This is a genomic window from Brevibacillus sp. FW306-2-1A-C05A, assembly GCF_058781555.1.
In genome coordinates this window covers 246,661-263,366 of the sequence record NZ_JBYSWV010000001.1, presented here as the reverse complement: position 1 = coordinate 263,366, position 16,706 = coordinate 246,661, and the positions used below count along the sequence as shown (strand labels likewise).

Sequence of the window (16,706 nt, the reverse complement as noted above, 5' to 3'; positions counted from 1 at the left end):
TGTGTGTACTACGCGAATGGGAGTGTACACATATGAAAAAAAGCAGCACATTGATGATGGGTTCTTTGATTCTCGGAGCGGCGCTGTTTGCACAGTCGGCCTGTGCAGAAGAAGCTTCCGCTAATGCAACTGAAGCTTCCGCGACAACTCCTGCGCCAGCAGTTGAAACGACGACAACAACAACTCCAACGGCTGCACCCGTAGCTGAACAGCCACAACCTGGAAACGGCGTTCAAGGAGCTTGGGTCAAGCTTCCTGGGGAAGACGAATACGTTTTCGTGAGCGGCCAATTTGTTCCTGACGCATCCTCGACGTCCGGTTGGTCCCTCTTGCCAGCAGAAGACCAGTTTGTCTCCACCAATCGTTTCCAAGTCGTGCAAACGGCAAATGGCGGCTGGATGGGAATGCCGGCTGAAGATCAATTCATTTCGACAAACCGCTACCAAGTGGTGCAAACGTCCAACGGTGGCTGGATGGCAATGCCAGTAGAAGACGAGTTCGTTTCCACGAACAACTACCAGGTCGTGCAAGCGCCAAACAGCGGTTGGACCGCATTGCCAAAAGAAGATGAGAGCATCGTCATCGGACGCAACTCTACGCAAGATGTGACCAACAGAACCGGCTGGTCCTTGATGGTTCCAGATGTTTCGGCTGACAAAGACAAGTAAGAATAAAGGTGGAAGACGCTTTGCCGCAACGGGCAAGGCGTTTTTTTTTCGTCTGTTCGCGAAAGCGGCTTCTTCTTTTCTGCGATGGCTAAATGGCTAAATCGGGAGCGCCTGACGCACACTATACCGAAAATCAGCTAGAAGGAGGAAGAAAGCGATGGCAGAACGTGAAAACCGCCCCACGCAGCAACTGAGTGAGACGGGGCAGATGGAAAGCGCCGTGTATCAGGTAGAGGAAGAAGCAGGAGGACTCGCGGCTACACAGGAACAGGTGAGCGACATGTACAAGATGGGGACGATCGAGGACAGCGAGCAGAGCGAATAGCACCGCGCTGGACCACGGGAGCAAGCCAGCTTTTGTCTAGGGGAAAAAGCTGGCTTGTTATTTTGTGCTTTTGATAAAATAAATTTTATTGACTTACAGAGATTTATCGGCAAGAATACAATTGGAATCAGAAAATTAAAAAAGGGTGTGTCACGCATGAGAGACTCTCGTTTGGAGCAATTGGCCTATAACCTGGTGAACTATTCCGTCCGCGTACAGCCAGGGGAAAACATCCTGATTAACGCCAAAGGGAAGACGCCTGAACTGGTATCTGCCCTCGTCCGTGAGATTTACAAGGCGGGAGGCAGCCCGTTCGTCCAGCAGATTGATCCGGCGATCAGCCGTGAAATCGCGATGAACTGCAACGAGGAGCAACTGAAGGTCATGGCGGAAAGCGAAGTGGCCCTCATGGAAAAAATGCAAGGCTATATCGGCATCCGCGCAGCCGACAACATCAATGAGATGGCAGATGTTCCCGGAGACAAGCTCGGTCTGTACTCCCGTTTGTACGAGCTGCCAGTCATGAACGTCCGCGTGCCCAAAACAAAATGGGTGGTGCTTCGCTACCCGAACCCGTCCATGGCTCAATTGGCGAACATGTCGACGGCGGCGTTTGAAGACTTTTACTTCCAGGTGTGCAATCTGGATTACGGAAAAATGGACAAGGCGATGGACAGCCTGGTCGACCTGATGAACCGCACCGACGAAGTCCGTCTGGTCGGGCCGGATACAGACCTGACTTTCTCGATCAAGGACATCCCGGCGGTCAAATGTGCGGGTCTGCGCAACATCCCGGACGGCGAAGTGTACACCGCTCCGGTGAAAAACTCTGTCAACGGCACAATTACACACAATGCGCCTACGCCGTACCACGGCTTTACGTTTGAAAACGTTCGCCTGACTTTCCGCGACGGCAAAATCGTCGAGGCGACCGCAAACGATAGCAAGCGGCTGAACGAAATTCTCGACACGGACGAGGGCGCTCGCTACATCGGCGAGTTTGCGATCGGGGTCAATCCGTTCATCCGCAACCCGATGAAAGACATTTTGTTCGACGAAAAAATCGACGGCAGCTTCCACTTCACGCCTGGTCAATGTTACGATGAGGCGTACAACGGAAACAAGTCGTCGGTTCACTGGGACATGGTTTCCATCCAGCGTCCGGAGTGGGGCGGGGGAGAAATCTGGTTTGATGGCGTCCTGATCCGCAAAGACGGCCGCTTTGTCATTCCCGAGCTGGAGTGCCTCAATCCGGAAAACTTGAAGTAGAACCCCGGCAGCCCGATTATTTATCGTACTGAGACAGTCTCTCCTGTGCCAGCTCAACATCCATTTCGATCTGGAAAAGCATGTGCAAATTGCTGGAGGACATGATGGAGCGACGAGCGGAATGATAGAGGATCGGCTTGTCCGTTTTGATGAGCGTCAGGATTTCGACCACCGGCGGGATGACCTGCTTGATTCTGAGCAAGCTTTGCAGGTAGCGGAGAAATGTCTGAACGCTGGCGGCATCGTCCTGATTGGGCAAGGTCTTCATCAGGCTGAGGAAGTCACGCACGATGATGCGCTTTGCTTCCAGAGGCTCTACGATATTTGTACGGTTCACGCTGGCTCCACCTCACGGGACTTATAGTAACGTATTCCTTGTTCTTTTCCTCCATTCGTCCCATCGTAAACCTGTAAACAGGAAAAAAGTCTGTGGCTTGTGCCATAGACTTTTTTTATGACGATTCTTCGCCTTCGTACACGCCTTTTTCTTCCAGCGGAATGCGCACGCGCAGCAGTAGCCAGGCATTCAGGAGCGTAAAGGCGACAGCGGTATTCACGGCGGAAAACGTCAGCGGGAGAGTGAACAGCTCGATCGCCACGACGATGTAGTTCGGATGGCGAAGCCAGCGGTACGGACCGCGCCGGAGCGGCGCTTCCCCCGGAATGACCAGAATCCGCGTATTCCAACGCCTGCCCAGGCTCTGGATGCACCAGTAGCGGAGCAGTTGGGCCGCCAAAAACAGGCCGAAGCTGTACCCCCACCACGGAGGCAGCGCCGAAGCACTGCCTGTCGCGAGCACTTCTACCATCAAGCTGACAAAAAAGCAAACATGCATCAGCACGATGTATTTGTAATGGCCCGCGCCGATCTCGACGCCTCCCAGGGCGCACACGTAGCGGGCGTTTCGCGCGGCCAGCACCAATTCGCAGAAGCGTTGCAGGCAGACAGCAGCCATGACTGTGACGAAAAAGAGCATCGCGCCTACCTCGCTTCCAAGAGGAGCAGCTCAGAGCTGAACCCCGGCCCAAGCGCCGCAACCAGTCCGCGGTCGCCCGGCTGCCACGCTTGCTCCATGCTTTTTTCCAGCACAAACAGCACCGTCGGCGAAGACATGTTGCCAAAATGGCGCAGCACCTCTTCGGAGTGGCGCGTCGCCTCGGCATCAATGCCGAGCGAAGACTGGTACGCGTTCAAGACTTTTGCGCCGCCCGGATGAAAAATAAAGTGGCGCAGACGGTCCACGGTCGTCTGGTGCGACGTCAAAAAGCTTTCCACGTTTTCGCGCATGTATGTCTGAATCAACGTAGGAATGTCGCGGGAAAAAATCACCTTCAACCCCGGTTCTGTCAGCTCCCAGCCCATCACGTCGAGCGTATCCGGCCACGTCGTGGTGCGGGCATCGCGAAACTGGATCCGGGGCGCGCCTTCCTCTGCCGAGGCTTGGACATGGTCGCCGCTGACCACGACGGCTGCTGCTCCATCCCCGAACAGACAAGTCGCCACGAGATTGCTTTTGGACAAATCCTGGCGAATAAAGGTCAGCCCGCACAGCTCTACGCTGATGAGCAGCACCCTGCGCCCGGGGTAGGCTCCGGCGTACTCGCACGAGCGGGACAAGCCCATCGCTCCCCCGGCACAGCCCAGTCCCCACAGCGGAATCCGCGTAATATCGGAGCGAAGCCCGAGACTGTTGACCAGGCGGGAATCCATGCTCGGCGTGGCAATCCCTGTGCTGGAGACGAATACGAGACAATCGATATCGGTTGGCACAAGCCCGGCTTTTTGCAGGCATTTTCGCGCAGCCGCAAGCGACAACGCTTCTGCGTGCTGAATGTACAGCCTGTTTTTTTCGGCAAACGGCTGGTCGCTGGAAAACCAGTCCAACGGCATGCAAAAGTGCCGTTTTTCGATATGGCTGTGGGCAAAAACGTTCAGGAGCCGATCAATATCGGGAAAAGCATCCTGAAAAAAATGACGGGCGAGCTGCATGGAAGCTTCCGTGGAAACTTCATGCGGCGGTACTGCTGTCGCAACGGATTCGATACGGGGCATACACTTTTTCACTCCCGTTGTTTCATAATGTACAACTATGTTTCCCCTTCCAATTGATTCCAATTCATCGCGGCCGCCCATCTGCTGGTGTTTACGTTTGCACTGCCGCAATTTAGCGATACACAGGAGCGGATTGCCGTCGTGCTCGCCTCTGTGGAGGGCGGCTGCGAAATGACGTTTTCCCAGGAGATCGTCGTACCGCATGAAAACGGCTGGACAACAGAAGCCGTTGAAAAGGCCGAGCGGGAGTACTACGAAGGCTTGGAGCATGGCGGGAGCCGCATGCTTGCCGGATTGCAGCAATCGGCGAATATCCTTAGCAGCGTAGCCGTTTATCTCGAAAAAAAGAAAAAGCCTGCATGCGAGTCGTTGGCAACCCCACCGTTTGGCAGACAGGCTGGAATGGACACAGTGCTCTAGCTCGAAAGCGACTGGACACTTTCGGCAGGCTCCGTCTGCGTCGCTTTTTTGACAAAGCGGTATTGGAACAGGCCGCCGACGAGCAGCAGCAGGCTGAGGATGGAGAACCAGAGAGCGCCCCCGATCCCTTTGAACGCGACGGCGCCGACGCTCGGGCCGATCGTGCCCGTGATGCCCCAGTTCGCGCCGAAGATCGCAAAATAACGTCCGCGATATTCTTCCGGGGCCATGACGGAGATCGCTTTTTGAATTTGCGGCCCGTAGAGCATCTCGCCGATCGTAAACAGGACTTCGGCGAGCACGAGAATGAGAAAGCCAGGCGCCCAGCCGTAGCCGAAACCGACACAGGCGAGAAACAGGTAGGCGGTGAGAATGACCCAATGAGCAGGAAAGCGCTCGGCGTACTTGGCAATCGCAATCTGGCAACAGACGACCAAGACGCCGTTGATCGTCATCAAAGTAGCGAAGACGCTGAGAAAGTCGGTGTACTGGGTGCGCAAATGCTGCGGCAAAATGATCTCTACTTGCGAGTACAAAAGCGACACAGGCACCGCGGCAAGCGTCATCCAGATCAGCGTAGGATGCTCGGCCAGCTTCAGCCGGGGAGCCTGGTCCGTCTTGGCAGAACGGCTCGCCTGTGCCCGGATGTGGTCGGGCAGCGTCTCCGGGACCTTCCAGAAGAGGAGCAGCGCGTAGACGAACAGCATACAGGAGCAGATGCCAAACGCAATCGCCGGGTTGACTTTATAGATGGCGACACCGATCAGCGGGCCAGCGGCGGCCCCGAGATTCAGCGCGGTGTGCAGAAGCGCGAATACTTCGCTGCGTTTTTCCTCCGGCACGACATCGGTAATTTGGGCGCTTGCGGCTGGCCAGAACAACGAGGCTCCGATCCCGTTCAAGACGGTAAGCGCGGCAAAGGCAAAAATAGATTCCGCCCAAATATAACCGGCCATGGAGATCGCTTCAATGGCCAGTGCGGCGATCATCAGCGGCTTTCGGCCATAGCGGTCGGAGAGGCTCCCGGCAAAATAGCCGGAGATGATGCTCGTCAGCGGTTGCAGGCTGGTGACCATCGCCGCCACGAGCAGATTTCCGTCCATCCTGTCGTACAGATAGAAGGCGAGGAACGGCCGAAGCATGAAGCCTGCAAAAGTTGTAAGGACCGTCCCGATGACGCGAATCCAGATCGTCGTGTCGTAGCGGGCGATCATTTGTTGAAGCCAGACCATTCGGTTAATTCCTCCCTATCGATCAATCATATTTTGAAAGTATAGCTTACCCATTATACGAAAAAAAAAGAGGGTTGGGATAAGTGGGAAAATTCGATAAAAGTAGAGAAAGCAAGTTATTCTGTTCGCCCATCAGGGCATTCAACAGAATAGTGCTTGAACCGTGGCGGAAAGGAAGGTAAAATATTCCTGTAAGCACGAAGTAAGACCTAGTTTTAAAGAAAACGTTTAGGTCTTATGTAACGGAAAAGTACTTATGGTGCTGCTACAATGGATGGGCCGGAGGTGGAGAGTACCTTGGACTCACGCTGGATTGGCATGGGTGTGTCCTGTTTTATTATATGGATTTGGCTTATCGTATGCGGGCTGCCTGATGAGCAGTCGGCGATGCGGTTTGTCGTGCTGATGGCCATCATCCAGATGGCAGCCGGATACAGCCTGGGGATATACGTGAATCGTCTGCGACAAATGGCCTATCACGACTCATTGACGGGGGTATTGGTCAATCGCCGGTTTCTGGACAGGCTGATTCGCGAGATCAGGCAGGCGAAAAATCAGCACTATCCGATCACGCTTTTATTTATCGACCTGGATAATTTCAAAAAATTCAATGATTGCCATGGACATATGGAAGGGGATCGGCTGCTCTGCCAATTCGCTTCCATTTTGCAAGCCAATGTGCGCAACCAGGATACGGTCGGCCGATGGGGCGGCGAAGAATTTGTCGTGCTACTGAAGCATGCGGATACGAATGAGGCGCTCGCAATCGGGAAGCGGATCCAGGAGCAGGTTCGCGAGACGCTGTCCGGCGTGACGGTCAGCATCGGCGTCGCCTCCTATCCGATGCATGCGGCTACGGCAGAGGAGCTGACGCACAAGGCGGATATGCTCATGTACGAAGCGAAGAAAAAGAAAGATTGCATGGTAGTCGCTACGCGATAAAGAAGAGAATAGATGGCAAGACTAACACCTGTCGCCCGCTCAAGGAGACGGGTGTTTTATTTTTATTTGCGGATTGTAAAGGAAATTTACAAAAACTTAATATTTTTTTAAAGAAAAATCTACACACTTGCCCTTGAATTTAAATTTACGTCAACAATATCTTTCGATATAATCGTCTAGGTGTGATTTATCCAAAGGAGTGAAGAAGGACCGTATGTTGAAATCTAACAAGTATATCTTCTTTGATCTGTTTGAACAGCAGATTGCCACGGTGCACAAAGGGACTCATCTTTTTTATGAAATGATAGGAAACTATCAAGATGTGGAAGCCAAAGTCAAGGCAATCAAGGCTGTTGAAAAAGAAGGGGATGAGATCGTTCGCCGCATCATGAACGAATTGAATTCTACCTTTATCACTCCGCTTGAGCGTGAAGACATTCACCAGCTCGCACATACAATGGACTCGATGATCGATTACATTGACGGTGTTGCGGATCGCATGTATCTCTATCAAGTTCGTCAGCCGGAGCCGCGCGTTTTGGCACAAGCAAACATTTTGGTCAAATGTTCGGCAAAGCTGATTGAGCTGATTCGCACGCTGCGCAAGCTCGATCATCAGGTAGTATCGAAAATCGCGCGGGAAATCAAAGATCTGGAGCATGAATCCGACTCCAATTACCGCAAAATGGTATCCGATCTGCTGAATTCGCCGGATGCGAATCCGATCGAAGCGATCAAACTCAAGGAAATTTACGACAAGCTAGAAGACTGTGCTGACTTTGCCGAGGACGTTTCGAACCTGGTCGAAGGGATCGTGTTAAAGAATGCCTGATTTTTCGCCAGAGGTTGTTATTCTCGTACTTGTCGTCGTCATGGCGCTGAGTTTTGACTTTATCAATGGTTTTCACGACACGGCCAACGCCATTGCGACCTCAGTATCGACCCGGGCCTTGAGTCCGCGGACAGCCATTGTTATCGCCTCGCTCTTCAACCTGATTGGCGCGCTGACGTACACGGGTGTAGCGAAGACGATCGGGGGCAAAATCACGGACCCGTTCAAGCTGGAAAATGGACTGGTTGTCGTCTTGGCAGCTTTGACCGCTGCGATTTTGTGGAACTTGATTACGTGGTGGTTCGGTATCCCGAGCTCTTCCTCGCATGCGATCATCGGAGGCGTTGCAGGTGCCGCTGTAGGAGCTGCCGGCTTCGGTTCGATCAACATGGAAGGCTTCATTGAGATCGTCAAGGCGCTCATCATTTCGCCGATCGTCGCGTTTGTCATCGGTTTTATCGTCATCAAAATCGTTTCCGCGATTGTCGCCAACATGAATTACCATAAAACGAATCGCAACTTCCGCATGCTGCAAGTGTTGTCTGCATCCTGGCAATCCTTCAGCCACGGAGCCAACGACGCCCAGAAAACGATGGGGGTTATCACGCTGGCCTTGCTCTCTGGCGGATTTTTGGTGCAGGAGCCTGGCGAGTTTGCGATCCCGCTGTGGGTCAAGCTGTCCGCCGCGATTGCCATGGCGCTGGGGACTTCCTTCGGCGGCTGGCGCATTATCAAAACCATGGGTGGCAAGATTATGAAAATCAAGCCAATCAGCGGTTTTTCGGCCGACCTGTCATCTGCCTTGATTATCACAATCTTTACTACCTTGAAACTGCCGGTCAGTACGACCCATGTCATCACCTCTTCGATTTTGGGTGTAGGCGCGTCGCAAAAGCTGAACGCAGTCAAATGGGGAGTGGCTGGACGCATCGTCGTTACCTGGATCATTACGCTCCCGGTAACGGGTCTGTTGGCCGCAGCCTGTTACGTTGTCTTCGACGTTTTCCTGTAAAATACAAAAGACACCTTCTACGTACCGTTTCGTAGCGAGGTGTCTTTTTGCTTACCCAAAACCCGTCAAACGGTCCCACAAGCTGGCTTTTGGCTTGATTTGCACGAGCCGTACAGCGGAAAAAGGAATGTAGTCGAGCGAGCCGTCCTTTTCCTCGATCAGAATGCCGTTGGGGCTGTAGTCGAACAGCTTGCCTTCCGCGTAGGCGGGCAAGCCTGGCCCGATCATGTCCGGGGCAAAATGTATGCGCACCAGACGGTCCAGATATTCCTCCAAAATGCCGTCATCCATCTGCGATCCCTCCTGTCTTCTAGTTATTTCCCGCATTGCGACAATTCAGACGAGCGAACTGCAAAAAACCACTCTGCCAAAGCGGCGAGAGTGGTTGTACAGGATTGTCCCGATTGCTATTCCATTGAATTGTGGGAATGGCCTGACTGCTTGCTTTTGCGAGCGAAGACCAGCATCAGAATGGCCCCGAGGGCGATCAGGCTCAGGCTGACAAGCTGTGCGACCCGCAGCGTGTCTGCGATCAGCAGGCTGTCTGTACGCATGCCTTCGATGAAAAAGCGGCCGATGGAATAAAGAATCATGTAGCTGAACAAAACTTGCCCATCGAATTTTTTAAACCGATACAGCATGAACAGCAGGATGCCGAAGACGAGCAAGTTCCACAGCGATTCGTACAAAAACGTCGGATGATAATACTGTCCGCCGATAAACATCTGGTCGCGGATGAAAGCGGGAAACTTCGCCATAAATTCCGCAGAGGCTACATCGCCGTGTGCTTCCTGGTTGATGAAATTTCCCCAACGGCCGATGGCTTGACCGAGGATGACACTGGGCATGAACACATCAGCCAGGCGAAGGAAGGGAAGCTTGTGCTTGCGAATGTAGTACGTTCCCGCGAGAACTCCCCCGATCAGCCCGCCGTGGATCGCCAGGCCGCCTTTCCAGACCGCGAAGATGTCCAGTGGATTGTCTTTGTACTGCGCCCATTCGAATGCGACATAATACAAGCGGGCACACACAATCGCTGCCGGGATAATCAACACAACCATGTTCAGGACGTGATCGGGATCAATGCCGGAACGTTTGGAATTGTACCTCGCGAGGTAAGTCCCCAGAAAAAAAGCCAACCCCATGATGATGCCGTACCAGTGAATTTTAAGGGGTCCGAGCGAAATCGCGATCGGATCAATCATGAAAATGCCTCCTTGCCTCAAACGTCTGTGCACAGTATAGCATACCTGGACAGGGGGATTCCAATAGGTCGCCTACTGAAAGCGCAAAAAGTCGAGGATCGGGTCGAGGGAGGCTCTTGTGGTCGGGCGGGAGACGGCGGCGAACAAGTCTCCCTTCTCTTTCAGGCGTGGCGGAACGGTGTGTACGGTGTAGTCGCTGGGATGAGACTTGGGCACTTCCTCCCATAATAACGGGGCGGAGACGGTCGCCCCTTTTTTGGCCCGCGTCGAATAAGGAGCGGGAAGGGTTTTGCCGCGCCAGTGCTGCAAGTAGTCGATGTACAGCTTGTCCCCGCGATTTTTCACCATGCGCTCGATGGTCAAAAAGGAAGGGTGCTTGTTGACCAGATACGAAGCGATAAACTGCCCGACCTGTCTCGTCTGCTCGAACGTATAGCGTAGCTCGATCGGGACGTACACCTGCAGGCCGCTTGCTCCTGAAGTCTTGACAAAGGCGGGCAGCCTCAGCTCGTCCAACAGCTCCTTGACGAGCAGCGCAGCCTCGATCACGACAGCAAAGTCTTCCGTGGACGGATCGAGGTCGAACACCAGCTCGGTCGGCGTCTCGTCGGCCGCGAGATGAAAGGAAACGTGCCATTCCAGCGCCGCCTGATTGGCCATCCACATGAGGGTGGCTTCATCGTTGCACAGCACATAGCGGACGTTTTCCCACGTGTGCGTCTGAATCCAGGACGGGGCGTACTCGGGAATGTTTTTTTGATAAAAATGTTTGTCGTGGATGCCGTGCGGATAGCGGATCACGGTTAACAGCCGGTCTTTGGCATAGCGCAAGAGATGCGGCGCCACCGTCAGGAGGTAACGCAAATAATCTAGCTTGGTCACATTCGCTTCCGGCCAGAGCGGCTTGTACGGGTTCGTAATGCTGATGGCATGACCGCCGATAGTCAGCTCGTATTCTTTGGTTGCATTCGCCACGATGGCACCTTCCTTTGGGCGGTAGATGTGCTCCTACTTTCTCCCGTTCGCGAAACGGATATGCAGCCCACGGGCGGACTGCATATCTTTCCAGTAAATCACCCATAATACCGTTAGCTTTCCAGTGGCTGGTGATGAGATGGAGTTCAGGAAAAAAAGCAGAATCGAAAAATTGCTGGAGACGATTGATACGTGCAGCTTGCTTGAGATGGAAGGCATTGCGCTTTTTCCGGATTTGGATGACAACGTAGAAGTGTTGAAAAAGCTGTTCTCGGATTGCTCGGATTTTGTCATCCGCGAGTTTAGGCTAAAACACAGTGCGCGTGCGGCCGCGATTTTTGTAGACGGCTTGATTGATACCGCCGAAGTGAACCAGGCGCTGAAATCGCTCATGGTGATGGAAAAGGGCGATGACGACATCGAAGTAATCGAAGAAGCGCTGCTGCCCGTCTCGCAAATCGCGCGGGTGAACGATTACAAGCAGCTTTTGCAGGCTGTGCTGTCCGGCGATACCGGCATTATGGTCGACGGAAATGTCGAGGCACTCACGCTGGGCATCCGCGGTGCGGAAAAGCGCTCGGTCAACGAGCCGGAGGGAGAAGCCGTCGTGCGCGGGCCGCGGGAAGGCTTCATTGAAAACATCCGCACGAACACGTCGATGCTGCGGCGCAAATTGCGCACGCCCCGGTTGAAAATGAAGTCGCTGGTCGTGGGGAGAGAGACGAATACAAACATCGTGGTCGCGTTTTTGGAAGGCATCGCGGACCCGCAAGTCGTGGAAGAGGTTTCCCAACGCATCAGCAACATCGACATCGACGCCATTTTGGAGAGCGGCTACATCGAAGAGCTGATTCAGGACAACGTCTATTCGCCCTTTCCCCAGCTCATGTATTCCGAGCGGCCGGACACGGTGGCGGCTTCGATCTTGGAAGGGCGCGTCGCTATTTTTGTCGATGGCACGCCGATGGTGCTGATCGCTCCCGCCACGTTTTGGATGCTGATGCAGGCGAGCGAGGACTACTTCGAGCGCTTCCAGATGACGACGCTGCTCCGCTGGCTGCGCTATTTGTTTCTGATTATTGCGCTGGTTACGCCTGCGCTGTACGTGGCGATTACGACGTACCACCAGCAAATGCTGCCGACGACCTTGCTCTTGAGCGTCGCCGCAGCTCGCGAGTCGATTCCTTTTCCCGCGATCGTGGAGGCGCTCATTATGGAAATTGCCTTTGAAGCGCTGCGTGAAGCGGGGATTCGCCTCCCGAAAACGGTCGGGCAGGCCGTCAGTATTTTGGGGGCGCTCGTCGTCGGACAGGCGGCCGTGCAAGCCGGGATTGTTTCCGCGCCGATGGTCATTGTCGTGTCGCTCACCGGGATCGCCTCTTTTACGATTCCGCACTTCAATGCGGCCATTTCGCTGCGAATGCTGCGCTTCCCGCTGATGATTGCGGCCTCTATTCTCGGCATTTACGGCATTTTGGTAGGCGTGCTGCTCATTTTGGGGCATATGGCTAACTTGCGCTCCTTTGGCGTCCCGTACCTGTCTCCGCTTGCCCCGATGTCCGTTGGAGACTTGAAGGATGTTCTGGTGCGGGTGCCGTGGTCGTTTATGGAAAAGCGGCCCAGCTTTCTCGGGATTCGAGATGCGAGGCGGATGAACGCAAACTTTGCCAACCAGGTGCAGCAAAGAGGAGGGCACGCAGGAACGACGAGCCGCGGGAATTCAGACGAGGAGGGCAAAGCGTGAAACGTCTCACTCCGATTGTCGTGTTGCTGATGGGAATGCTGGTGGTGTCAGGCTGCTGGGATCGGCGGGAAGTAAACGATATGGCGATCGTGATTGCAATGGCGATGGACAAGGAGCCAAACGGCCATTATCGCTTGTCCGTGCAGGTTCCGCTGGTCAGCAGTCTCGGCTCCACGTCTGGCGGGGGAGGCGGGACGAGCGGAGACAAGACGTACTATGTGGACTCAGCCGTCGGCAAGACGATCAGGGAAGCGAACAGCATGATCCAGTCGCGCATGTCTCGCGAGCTGTACTATTCCCACCACCGGATGATTGTCATCGGCGAGCAACTGGCCAAGGAGGGGATGAGCGACGTATTGGACATCGTGGCCCGTTTTCCCGAAAATCGGCTGACCGCTTATCTCGTCATGACCAAAGGCAAAGGGATCGAGCTGTTGAATGCCCAGCCGCAGTTCGAACGCTTTTCCGGGGAGGCGATGCGCGAGTTGGTGAAAATGGAGGCGATTCCCGTATCGCTCAAAGACGTTGCACAGATGCTCACTACACCCGGGATTGATGCGTTTCTCCCGGTGCTGGCTCCCGTTGACTCGCATCCCAAAGGCAAGTCGAAGGAAGTCGAGTTTACGGGGATCGGCCTGTTTCGCGGTGACAAGCTCGTGTATGTGTCCAAGGCCGAATCGATCAAAGGTCTTCGCTGGTTTCAGCGCAACTTCATGCCGTTCTCTGTCGTGCTCTCGCTTGGCGACAAAGGCCGGCTGACCTTCTACTTTTCAAAAGGAAAGGCCGATCTCAAGCCTGTTTTGAAAAAAGGGCGGGTCCATTACGACATCATGGTGCACGCGACAAGTGTGATAGTGGAGAACATGACGAATCTGGATCTGGAGCATAAAAAGAACATTGCGATGATCGAGGACATGCTCAAAAAAGAGGTCGAGGTCAGCGTGAAGAACACGTTGCAGTTAATGCAAAAGTATCGGACGGACACAATTGGAATGGGCCTTATTATGGCCAGACAATTCCCCCGGGAGTGGCGGGAAACGTACCGGGACCGTTGGAGTGAAGAACTGCCGGAAATTACGTTCACGATCCGTTCCAAGGTGGCCGTCGAAGATATCGGGCAAACGACGAAAAACATCACAAAGGAAGACCGCGAGAATGAATAGATTGTTTTTATGTTTGTTAATCCTGATGCTGGTGTTTTCCTTTTTCGATTTTTTCTTCAAGCGCAAGCAGATGCAGCGAAGGCAGCAAATCGTCATTTATACGATTTACGCCCTTTCCGTGCTCGGATTGTACGCGATCCAATTTCAGCATACCAGGATGATACCAACCGACTTTTTTTTGAACATCCTCACGCCACGGGTGAAAATGTGGATCGACCAGATCCTGTAGAGGAGGGAGCGCATGATACACAAGCAAGTCGTCAATCATCGGCAAATCGCCTGGCTGGTCGGAAGTCTGCTGATGACAGGGATGATGATAAGCTTTTTGCGGTCGGTTGTGCAGGTCGCCAAGATGGATTCGTGGTTCTCGCAAATTCTTCCGGCTTGCTATGCCTTGCTCGTCGCCTATGTATTGTCGGAGCTTGTGCGCGCCTACCCGGGGAAAAACTTGTTCGAGATCATGTTCATCATCTGCGGCAAATGGTTCGGCGGCTTTATCAACTGCTTGATCCTGTTTTATATTTGGGTGATCCTCGCCCTCGATATAAAAGGGGCTGCCGACTTTTTGCATATCTCCCTCTTGCCGGAGACGCCCTTGGAAATCATCCTGCTTGTGTTCGTTCTTCTGTTGATGTACTACGGCAAAACGAGCCTGGAGGTGGCGGCGAGGGTCAACGAAATTTTTTTTCCCGCCTACTTCATCATGTGCCTGCTGCTCTACTTTCTTTTGATGAACGAGTACAGCATCGAGCGGCTGGAGCCGATTTTGAGCACGAGCCTGGATCGGATTACGATAAGCAACCTGCTGCCGATCGGCGTTTACGGAGACATTTTGCTGTTTGGCGCTTTTTTGCACGCCAGCAGCGAGCCGCGTCTCCTGTTTACCGCCATGAAGCACGGAATCATGATCGCCTGCTTCACGACCACGCTTACGGTGCTGATTCTCCTTGGGGTGATGGGCTACGTCATTGCGGGCCGACTCAATTTTCCGATCTACATTCTCGTGCAGCAAATTCACCTGACGGACTTTCTCGACCGGGTGGAAATGATTTTGTTCAGCTTGTGGTTTCCTGCGTTCAGCATTAAAGTCATCGTCGCCTATCTGGCCTTCCTCGTGGGCGTAGGATCGTTTGGCGGACAGTTGCACTACAACACGTACAACGCGCCCACCGGCTGCTTCATGGTGGTGACCTCGCTGCTCGCCTTTCCCAAGGTGTCGGATATCAACCAGTTCATCAGCTACAGCTTTCCGCTGCTTGTCGTGCTTTTTCAGGTGCCGCTGCTCCTGTTTCTGTTTATCGTCGCCCGCCGGAAAAAACGGGAAGAAGGCCAGGCTCTGATTCCGCGAGGCACGAAGCTGCACCGCTTTTACCGGATGATGGTGTGGGGGGGAGTATTCAGCATTGCAGGCTGTTTCCTGACGATCTTGGTCGGGGATCTGCTGCGGGACAAATCTCCGGCGGCAGGGATCGCGACGGCCATCGCCTACATCGTGTTCCTGGTGATCGGGGTGTTGACCAGCTACGGAGAAATGCAGGCCCTCAACCACGGCAAGCAAAGGCTGGGGCGGCCCAAGCAGCAAGGCAGTTTTCGGCAGTAAGGCCCGTCGTTTTGCCCGCCTGTATGCTGGTGCTGCGGTTTACGCTTCGAATGTGCACTGGCGGGCAGGGGAGTCGACGAAGCCCTGGATGCTCGGCTGGCGCAAGGAGTGCCCGTCTGCCCACTCTGCGTACTGAATTTTGGCTGTGAGCTGCGGCTTTAGCCAGATGGTGCCGTTGATGCGCTCCGGCTTGTTATGAAAAGGCATGTCAGCCTGGATCAACGGCTGAATCGTTTCGGTCAAGCTGCGCCAATCGCTGTGGGTCAGCTTTCCGGTTCCGGCATGGCCGATATACCAGAGAGCGCCCTTGGCGTCGTAAAGCCCGAGCAGCAAGGAATTGACCGTCTGATCCCGCATCGTCACTCCGCCTACCACCGCGATCAAATCCCGGTAGTTTTTTTTCTTTTGCCAGCGCGCATCTTTTCCGGCGATGGCATACGTGCTGGTCAAATCTTTGATGATGACGCCTTCCATCCCTTGCTGCTCGATCGTCTGAAACAACTCCCGGCCACTCGTAAAATTGTCGACGAGCTGCACCGTGGGCGTCGGGGAGATGAGCTTTTGCAACAGGCGCTGGCGCTCTGCCAGCGGACAGGCCGTGACCCATTCGCCGTCTGCGTACAGGACGTCAAAAATCATGTAGAAGATGGGGACCTGACGCTTTACGGCTGCGATTTTTTCCATCCGTCGCAGACCGTCCCTGCGCATGACCTCGTAAAAAGAAGGCTTGCCATCTGCACCAAGTGCAACGACCTCGCCGTCGAGAATGACGGACTGCGCCCGGCAGTAGTCGGAGATTGCGGCGATTTCCGGGTAGTGCAAAGTCCGCTCGTTAGCCTTGCGATTGTACAGCTTGACCGAGTTGCCGTCGTAGTACGTCAACAGCCTGATCCCATCCCATTTGACTTGCGCAATCCAGTCGGGGCCATCCGCGATGTCATCCGTCGTCGTCGGCTCGAAAGGAATAATCGGCGTTAGCTTCATGGTAGCCTCCCGTATGTGCTTGGTGTCTGCCATTTGTACGGTGTCACCATTCGCGATCGTCTATGCACGGGTCAGGACAGAGAGTTTTGATTGAATTTTAAGAAACTTCTTTATTGATTAAGTATTGTATTTGCGTTATACTAGGAAGCAGTTCACGAAACATCATGCATGATTTGAAACGCGTTGGAAACAGTATGGATGGGCTATATCTGACAGACTTTTGACCTCCTATCGTGGTACGTCCACCACAAGTGCGCAAGGAGAAAGTCATTTCTGGATATA

General features: G+C 53.9%; 19 protein-coding genes. 11 read left to right on the top strand and 8 right to left on the bottom strand.

Annotation, left to right across the window (positions count from 1 at the left end; all coding sequences use genetic code 11):
• Positions 1 to 32 precede the first annotated feature (32 nt).
• The 3 genes from AC3WJN_RS01390 to AC3WJN_RS01380 all read left to right on the top strand — a co-directional run bounded on the left by AC3WJN_RS01390 (position 33) and on the right by AC3WJN_RS01380 (position 2,262).
• Positions 33 to 668, top strand: coding sequence for a hypothetical protein (locus AC3WJN_RS01390; RefSeq protein ID WP_005831856.1), 636 nt, complete (start codon positions 33 to 35; stop codon positions 666 to 668).
• Positions 669 to 825: 157 nt separating this feature from the next.
• Positions 826 to 993, top strand: coding sequence for a DUF4025 domain-containing protein (locus AC3WJN_RS01385; protein WP_005831854.1), 168 nt, complete (start codon positions 826 to 828; stop codon positions 991 to 993).
• A 156-nt stretch (positions 994 to 1,149) separates the two neighbouring features.
• Entirely contained in the window at positions 1,150 to 2,262 is a 1,113-nt protein-coding gene (locus tag AC3WJN_RS01380; protein WP_005831852.1) for an aminopeptidase, read from the top strand.
• A 16-nt stretch (positions 2,263 to 2,278) separates the two neighbouring features.
• Here the strand turns inward: AC3WJN_RS01380 and AC3WJN_RS01375 are convergent, their stop codons facing one another.
• From AC3WJN_RS01375 to AC3WJN_RS01365, 3 genes are all read right to left on the bottom strand, one after another.
• On the bottom strand, positions 2,279 to 2,599 hold the full coding sequence (locus AC3WJN_RS01375) for a hypothetical protein (RefSeq protein WP_005831850.1): 321 nt from the start codon (positions 2,597 to 2,599) through the stop codon (positions 2,279 to 2,281).
• A gap of 115 nt (positions 2,600 to 2,714) precedes the next feature.
• The gene (locus tag AC3WJN_RS01370; protein ID WP_007777682.1) at positions 2,715 to 3,239 is read right to left on the bottom strand and encodes an isoprenylcysteine carboxyl methyltransferase family protein; all 525 of its coding nucleotides are present in this window, start codon (positions 3,237 to 3,239) and stop codon (positions 2,715 to 2,717) included.
• Between the two features lie 5 nt (positions 3,240 to 3,244).
• Positions 3,245 to 4,315, bottom strand: a complete 1,071-nt coding sequence (locus AC3WJN_RS01365) for a type III polyketide synthase (RefSeq protein WP_026557340.1) — start codon at positions 4,313 to 4,315, stop codon at positions 3,245 to 3,247.
• Between the two features lie 87 nt (positions 4,316 to 4,402).
• Here AC3WJN_RS01365 and AC3WJN_RS01360 point away from each other — a divergent pair, with 87 nt between their 5' ends.
• On the top strand, positions 4,403 to 4,735 hold the full coding sequence (locus AC3WJN_RS01360) for an activator of HSP90 ATPase (protein ID WP_237716578.1): 333 nt from the start codon (positions 4,403 to 4,405) through the stop codon (positions 4,733 to 4,735).
• On the opposite strand, the gene AC3WJN_RS01355 is transcribed toward AC3WJN_RS01360, so the two are convergent.
• A complete protein-coding gene (locus AC3WJN_RS01355) occupies positions 4,732 to 5,967 on the bottom strand; it encodes an MDR family MFS transporter (RefSeq protein ID WP_492329209.1) in 1,236 nt (411 codons plus the stop codon). The two genes, AC3WJN_RS01360 and AC3WJN_RS01355, sit on opposite strands and share 4 nt — an antisense overlap.
• A gap of 297 nt (positions 5,968 to 6,264) precedes the next feature.
• On the opposite strand from AC3WJN_RS01355, the gene AC3WJN_RS01350 reads away from it, so the two are divergent.
• The 3 genes from AC3WJN_RS01350 (at position 6,265) to AC3WJN_RS01340 (ending at position 8,753) form a co-directional block, all read left to right on the top strand.
• Complete coding sequence (locus AC3WJN_RS01350; RefSeq protein WP_122952767.1) at positions 6,265 to 6,909, top strand: GGDEF domain-containing protein; 645 nt, start codon at positions 6,265 to 6,267, stop codon at positions 6,907 to 6,909.
• A gap of 214 nt (positions 6,910 to 7,123) precedes the next feature.
• Complete coding sequence (locus AC3WJN_RS01345; RefSeq protein ID WP_005836349.1) at positions 7,124 to 7,741, top strand: DUF47 domain-containing protein; 618 nt, start codon at positions 7,124 to 7,126, stop codon at positions 7,739 to 7,741.
• A complete protein-coding gene (locus AC3WJN_RS01340) occupies positions 7,734 to 8,753 on the top strand; it encodes an inorganic phosphate transporter (RefSeq protein WP_005836347.1) in 1,020 nt (339 codons plus the stop codon). Before AC3WJN_RS01345 ends, AC3WJN_RS01340 begins: the two co-directional genes overlap by 8 nt.
• Before the next feature lie 51 nt (positions 8,754 to 8,804).
• Here the strand turns inward: AC3WJN_RS01340 and AC3WJN_RS01335 are convergent, their stop codons facing one another.
• From AC3WJN_RS01335 to ligD, 3 genes are all read right to left on the bottom strand, one after another.
• Positions 8,805 to 9,044 carry a hypothetical protein gene (locus AC3WJN_RS01335; protein ID WP_005836345.1) on the bottom strand — a complete coding sequence of 80 codons (240 nt, stop codon included), beginning with the start codon at positions 9,042 to 9,044 and terminating at the stop codon, positions 8,805 to 8,807.
• A gap of 116 nt (positions 9,045 to 9,160) precedes the next feature.
• Positions 9,161 to 9,958: a prolipoprotein diacylglyceryl transferase gene (gene lgt, locus AC3WJN_RS01330; protein ID WP_005836343.1), complete on the bottom strand. Its 798-nt coding sequence runs from the start codon at positions 9,956 to 9,958 to the stop codon at positions 9,161 to 9,163.
• Positions 9,959 to 10,030: 72 nt separating this feature from the next.
• On the bottom strand, positions 10,031 to 10,933 hold the full coding sequence (ligD, locus tag AC3WJN_RS01325; protein WP_005836341.1) for a non-homologous end-joining DNA ligase: 903 nt from the start codon (positions 10,931 to 10,933) through the stop codon (positions 10,031 to 10,033).
• Between the two features lie 139 nt (positions 10,934 to 11,072).
• Here ligD and AC3WJN_RS01320 point away from each other — a divergent pair, with 139 nt between their 5' ends.
• From AC3WJN_RS01320 to AC3WJN_RS01305, 4 genes are read left to right on the top strand one after another with little or no spacing between them, the layout of a single operon-like run.
• A complete protein-coding gene (locus AC3WJN_RS01320; protein ID WP_122952766.1) occupies positions 11,073 to 12,677 on the top strand; it encodes a spore germination protein in 1,605 nt (534 codons plus the stop codon).
• Positions 12,674 to 13,840: a Ger(x)C family spore germination protein gene (locus AC3WJN_RS01315; RefSeq protein WP_007777694.1), complete on the top strand. Its 1,167-nt coding sequence runs from the start codon at positions 12,674 to 12,676 to the stop codon at positions 13,838 to 13,840. Before AC3WJN_RS01320 ends, AC3WJN_RS01315 begins: the two co-directional genes overlap by 4 nt.
• Entirely contained in the window at positions 13,833 to 14,069 is a 237-nt protein-coding gene (locus tag AC3WJN_RS01310; RefSeq protein WP_007777696.1) for a hypothetical protein, read from the top strand. Before AC3WJN_RS01315 ends, AC3WJN_RS01310 begins: the two co-directional genes overlap by 8 nt.
• Positions 14,070 to 14,081: 12 nt before the next feature.
• Positions 14,082 to 15,440: a GerAB/ArcD/ProY family transporter gene (locus tag AC3WJN_RS01305; protein ID WP_007777698.1), complete on the top strand. Its 1,359-nt coding sequence runs from the start codon at positions 14,082 to 14,084 to the stop codon at positions 15,438 to 15,440.
• Between the two features lie 39 nt (positions 15,441 to 15,479).
• Here AC3WJN_RS01305 and AC3WJN_RS01300 read toward each other — a convergent pair whose 3' ends face one another.
• On the bottom strand, positions 15,480 to 16,424 hold the full coding sequence (locus AC3WJN_RS01300; protein WP_005834384.1) for an ATP-dependent DNA ligase: 945 nt from the start codon (positions 16,422 to 16,424) through the stop codon (positions 15,480 to 15,482).
• Between the last annotated feature and the right edge of the window lie 282 nt (positions 16,425 to 16,706).

What these genes read in the sequence shown, in the direction of transcription:
- AC3WJN_RS01390 (WP_005831856.1), top strand. Translation starts at nt 33, where the DNA reads ATGAAAAAAAGCAGCACATTGATGATGGGTTCTTTGATTCTCGGAGCG.
- AC3WJN_RS01340 (WP_005836347.1), top strand. Translation starts at nt 7,734, where the DNA reads ATGCCTGATTTTTCGCCAGAGGTTGTTATTCTCGTACTTGTCGTCGTC.
- AC3WJN_RS01385 (WP_005831854.1), top strand. Translation starts at nt 826, where the DNA reads ATGGCAGAACGTGAAAACCGCCCCACGCAGCAACTGAGTGAGACGGGG.
- AC3WJN_RS01335 (WP_005836345.1), bottom strand. Translation starts at nt 9,044, where the DNA reads ATGGATGACGGCATTTTGGAGGAATATCTGGACCGTCTGGTGCGCATA.
- AC3WJN_RS01300 (WP_005834384.1), bottom strand. Translation starts at nt 16,424, where the DNA reads ATGAAGCTAACGCCGATTATTCCTTTCGAGCCGACGACGACGGATGAC.
- AC3WJN_RS01365 (WP_026557340.1), bottom strand. Translation starts at nt 4,315, where the DNA reads ATGCCCCGTATCGAATCCGTTGCGACAGCAGTACCGCCGCATGAAGTT.
- lgt (WP_005836343.1), bottom strand. Translation starts at nt 9,958, where the DNA reads ATGATTGATCCGATCGCGATTTCGCTCGGACCCCTTAAAATTCACTGG.
- AC3WJN_RS01370 (WP_007777682.1), bottom strand. Translation starts at nt 3,239, where the DNA reads ATGCTCTTTTTCGTCACAGTCATGGCTGCTGTCTGCCTGCAACGCTTC.
- AC3WJN_RS01320 (WP_122952766.1), top strand. Translation starts at nt 11,073, where the DNA reads ATGGAGTTCAGGAAAAAAAGCAGAATCGAAAAATTGCTGGAGACGATT.
- AC3WJN_RS01345 (WP_005836349.1), top strand. Translation starts at nt 7,124, where the DNA reads ATGTTGAAATCTAACAAGTATATCTTCTTTGATCTGTTTGAACAGCAG.
- AC3WJN_RS01380 (WP_005831852.1), top strand. Translation starts at nt 1,150, where the DNA reads ATGAGAGACTCTCGTTTGGAGCAATTGGCCTATAACCTGGTGAACTAT.
- AC3WJN_RS01305 (WP_007777698.1), top strand. Translation starts at nt 14,082, where the DNA reads ATGATACACAAGCAAGTCGTCAATCATCGGCAAATCGCCTGGCTGGTC.
- AC3WJN_RS01310 (WP_007777696.1), top strand. Translation starts at nt 13,833, where the DNA reads ATGAATAGATTGTTTTTATGTTTGTTAATCCTGATGCTGGTGTTTTCC.
- AC3WJN_RS01355 (WP_492329209.1), bottom strand. Translation starts at nt 5,967, where the DNA reads ATGGTCTGGCTTCAACAAATGATCGCCCGCTACGACACGACGATCTGG.